Origin of the sequence: Photobacterium pectinilyticum, assembly GCF_024357955.1 — a bacterium.
GTDB lineage: Bacteria > Pseudomonadota > Gammaproteobacteria > Enterobacterales > Vibrionaceae > Photobacterium > Photobacterium pectinilyticum.
Window position 1 is genome coordinate 1 of sequence record NZ_JANEYT010000146.1, and the last position, 4044, is coordinate 4044.

The window sequence follows — 4044 nt, forward strand, 5'->3', positions numbered from 1 at the left end:
AGCGGGTGGCTAACCCTTACTAAGAGGGGACTTTCACCCCATATTCACAACGCCAGCTTTGCCTAGCGTACTAAGCGGGTATTCCTACCCACCTAGCTATTGATCAACACGAAGCGTAATAGCTTACGTAGTAATACGGCTCTCTACGTTATCCTCATTCACACCCATTTCGACCTACTAACCATTCACTAGCTCGATGCATAGTTGCATATAATGGCTCACAATTATTGGATGCAACAAGTGTAATAACCACAAGTTGAGCACACCCCCAGAAATTAAGCATGCAGTTGCTTATTAATTAGTGATTATTGCCCAGAAGATCTCATTTGATTTGGGCAAAATACCACGTTGCTTATAACTGCAAATTCTATCTAGCTGTAAGGGTTGGCAAGTTAAAAATAACGACATTTCTTACAGTATAGAGAGGCAGATATATGGCTAGATTTATCACCTTGATGCTTACCGTTGGCGTTCTGGCGCTAACTGGGTGCGGTGACGCCACAAACTCTACATCAAACAACTCTAAAGCCCCTGAAGTGCTGGAGTTCGCTCCGATTTATGAAGCAAACATAAAGCAAGTTGAGAGTCGCCTAAATGAAAGTTTGGAGCGTGTATCAAATCAGGTCGAGAGATATAATAAAGATGCTGCAAAACTTGAAAAAGACCTACAGAAGTATTCACGAGAGAAGAAAGCACTAGAACAAAAAGCATATAACCTTGGTAAGCAACTTGCCGAAGCAAGATATGTTGAAGATAGAAACAAAATAACCTCCGTCAAGAAGAAAATACTCGAACTTCAAAAAGAATCAAATGGCTTGGGCAGTGAAAAGCAATTAAAAGACGACCTCCAGTACGCAAAAGAGCAAGCCTACAAAAGCAAAGGTGATATATCACACTACAAGCGGCTTATCCCTGCATGGAACAAGTTCACAGACACCTTTGAAAATAACATTGATATCTTCTCTTACTTTATGGCTTACGTCTTTATAGGAGAAAAATTAAAGGACGAGGTTGATGGACTTAGGCAAGTTGATATTAAATTAGACAAAAAAGCTATGACTACAGCTATTGATTTGAGCGTAATTGACAGCCCGTTAATAGATACGACCGAAGTGGAGCTCGTTGATGATAAATTTGCAGCACTCATCCAAGACTACGTCAAGAGTCGAGGCAGGAAGCCATTGGTTGTCACTAATGCGAACATAGGGGGCGACTACTGGACTACAGTTGACATCGGCAACATCGACTTTTCAGACCCAATAAGCATACTTTCATTTGCCATAGCTCACAGAAGGACATCAGGGTTACTAATTGCATTAGAGAATCTGGCAGCAGATTACAGCATTGTGGTCGACACGAAGTCTTTTGCTCGCGGTATTCACGACGGACTGAGAAACAGCACTCCAAAAGAAGTTATAGAACAGGCCAAAATCACACTGAGTAAGACAGATGAATCCATCATCAAAAACAAAGGTGAATTATTTGTTTATGACTTTATGTCTCAAGAAGGCGCTCAGAAGAAAGATGATGGCCTGTACTTCAAACCGATCAAAACGGTTGAAGGTGAAAACGTAGATAGAGCCTCTAAGTACAAGGTCAATGTCACCGCTAAATTACCCGATGGTCAGGAGTTATTCAGTGATAAGGCAGACTTCAGTCAGCTCGGACTACCTCCTCAAATTAATAAAATCGTCAATTCCATGAAAAAAGGAGAGGTTTATCAAGTTGTTATATCAAACAATTTCATCGAAGGTCAGAAAAAAAATTATTCAAGAGAGTACTACTACCCTGACATGAAGTTCACACACGTCCCAAGGTGGCAAACAGTAAGCTACGAGATAGAACTGCTAGAGCGCAAAAGGTAGCAAGTAAAGCTAGGTAGCGAAATTCAAACACTCATCAGCATAGGGATATTGATATGAAAACAATGACTGTCTTGGCTGCACTAATCATAGCACCGCTGGCATGGTCCGCCCACTACCCGGTCAAAAGCCTGAAACGCTACACACCACCATCAATGGAGGTAGAACAGATCACCAGAGAGGAAGCTCTATTCCAGTATGTTGAATTCCTCTATCCAAAAACCACTCTGAAGAACTGGAGCGGCTTTACAGCCTCAGGCTTCAATGACGATATCTTGTTCCAATTCCATAGACAACCAAGGCTAGGTGAGTCACTCGATATTACCCCTAAGAAATATTCACAATTAAAGTAGGGATGGATAGAGCCTGCACAATGGCAGGCTCTTTTCTTATAAGGTGATTAAAACAGTGACTGCATCGGTTCTGAATATAAATCGACGTGTTTGACTATTAATCAGAAACTAAGGAACGGGCTGTAAGTATTTTTTGTTTTATATGAACAGGAGGTATTAATGAGACACAAGATTTCCTGTAGTGTGATAATCGTTAGCTTAACAACCAGCGCTTTTTGTTACTCCCATGATTATGAAAAGCTAAACAGCACACAGGGTGGGAAAGTTTATGTATCGGCGATTGAACAAGGACGTCTATACCCCGTTAGCCCAATGAGTTTTAATCAGCTGTATGAATATTATAAGGATATGAAGCTTAAAAATAAGCTCGAAGATAAGTCTAGAATACTTAATGATAAGTTGTTTTACTCATCAATAAAGGACTTTTCTGGTGAAGCATGTGCTATGCTATGGCGATATGAAAACAATAAACCACATAAATTTCGAGCTGGCGGTGAAGATATTCAAGTTCAACTCAATAGGACAAAAATAGAGTCAACCCCCTTTTTTGATAGGCTTAGCCCTTGGTATGAGAAGCCGTACTCGATTACCTATCAGAATAAGAGAAATGCATACTACCATTTTTTTCCCTCTGGCAACTCCTTTAGTCCCAAGCACTTGGGATATGCGATACATCGTAGTAGCGCACTATTTGGGCAAGGAAAGGGTAAGAAAAATGACTTAGTCTTTTCTATACAGACTTACTTTTTAAGTGTAAAGGATAACAATATCCAAGACACGGGAACACTTATTGAGCGTGATATAGCATTAATTTCCCCTATCTATGTACCATTTACCATTGGCGAAATTGGACGTTTTTCAAGTGAGCAACATGCTGTATTAGAATGTAAGTCAAATGCTAAGTTTATCCTTCCTCTTTGGAATTAGTACCTTAATCGTTAAATAGTGAATTTTCACAACCGCAGATAGTCAGTAATGTATTAATGCGCATTTGAAAAGGGCGCGTCTTTGTTGTGATAAGGGAGATAATGGCGATCCCGACGCCTAAAGTATATTGCGAGTAAGAGTATGATGACAAACCGCGCTGAGACTGCTTCTCGTTCAAGTCACTCATTAGCAAAACTCAGTTTATCCGATCTGTTAACTTCGAGCTTCAACTCTAACGTGTTTTTGTCCATCTCTGTGCCAGTCACTCATCCTGGCACACTTTTGCCCCAAGACGTGTTTAGAGCGCATGAAATCAATATGAGATTTATTTGTGCAACAAGCTGTATTACAAGCTCCAACCCTAATTTTGCAACAGCCTGTTGCAAAAATTACTATGAAGCACTTCTACCCAATTCCGTACTTGCAACTAGGAAGAAATTCTTCTCAGTTGCTTTTCAACTCATAAGTTTTCCTTAGTAGTTGCTTCTCCTACTCACCGTGACAAACTTCTACCCCAAACTGTTTCTGAGCGCGTCGTATTGGCTATAGAAAAAAGCAATGTGCAAAATATCCACGTTGTTTATTAATCAACTACCGAGTATTCCTCGGTAGTTGAACTGTTGCAATAGTTGCCTGAGCAACGAATAAACTCAGTTGTTGCAGAGTCTGAAAAAGCTCATGCCTTGCCCAAAAAGCGTGTTTTAATTGCAGTGAATTTCCAGTACGTAAGTTACGGACCGTACATTGCGTTTTGACAAACTTTTGCCCCAAAGGGTGTTGGCAGCTCATGCTCAATGTTATTCGCTTACTAAGTTAGCTATAAAAGTATCCGCCCCATGATTCCACGGGGCGATTATTAATGAGAGAAGTTCCAAGGAAGTAGAGAGTCGATATCCGGCTCA

3 protein-coding genes are annotated in these 4044 nt (G+C 40.5%); all 3 read left to right on the forward strand.

Features of this window, described 5'->3' with window-relative positions:
- The first annotated feature begins 434 nt into the window (after nucleotides 1-434).
- The 3 genes from NHN17_RS25400 to NHN17_RS25410 all read left to right on the forward strand — a co-directional run bounded on the left by NHN17_RS25400 (nucleotide 435) and on the right by NHN17_RS25410 (nucleotide 3142).
- Nucleotides 435-1865 carry a hypothetical protein gene (locus NHN17_RS25400; protein WP_255045455.1) on the forward strand — a complete coding sequence of 477 codons (1431 nt, stop codon included), beginning with the start codon at nucleotides 435-437 and terminating at the stop codon, nucleotides 1863-1865.
- Nucleotides 1866-1918: 53 nt separating this feature from the next.
- A complete protein-coding gene (locus NHN17_RS25405; RefSeq protein ID WP_255045456.1) occupies nucleotides 1919-2215 on the forward strand; it encodes a hypothetical protein in 297 nt (98 codons plus the stop codon).
- 159 nt (nucleotides 2216-2374) lie between these two features.
- The gene (locus tag NHN17_RS25410; protein WP_255045457.1) at nucleotides 2375-3142 is read left to right on the forward strand and encodes a hypothetical protein; all 768 of its coding nucleotides are present in this window, start codon (nucleotides 2375-2377) and stop codon (nucleotides 3140-3142) included.
- Nucleotides 3143-4044: the final 902 nt, after the last annotated feature.

What these genes read in the sequence shown, in the direction of transcription:
- NHN17_RS25400 (WP_255045455.1), top strand. Translation starts at nt 435, where the DNA reads ATGGCTAGATTTATCACCTTGATGCTTACCGTTGGCGTTCTGGCGCTA.
- NHN17_RS25405 (WP_255045456.1), top strand. Translation starts at nt 1,919, where the DNA reads ATGAAAACAATGACTGTCTTGGCTGCACTAATCATAGCACCGCTGGCA.
- NHN17_RS25410 (WP_255045457.1), top strand. Translation starts at nt 2,375, where the DNA reads ATGAGACACAAGATTTCCTGTAGTGTGATAATCGTTAGCTTAACAACC.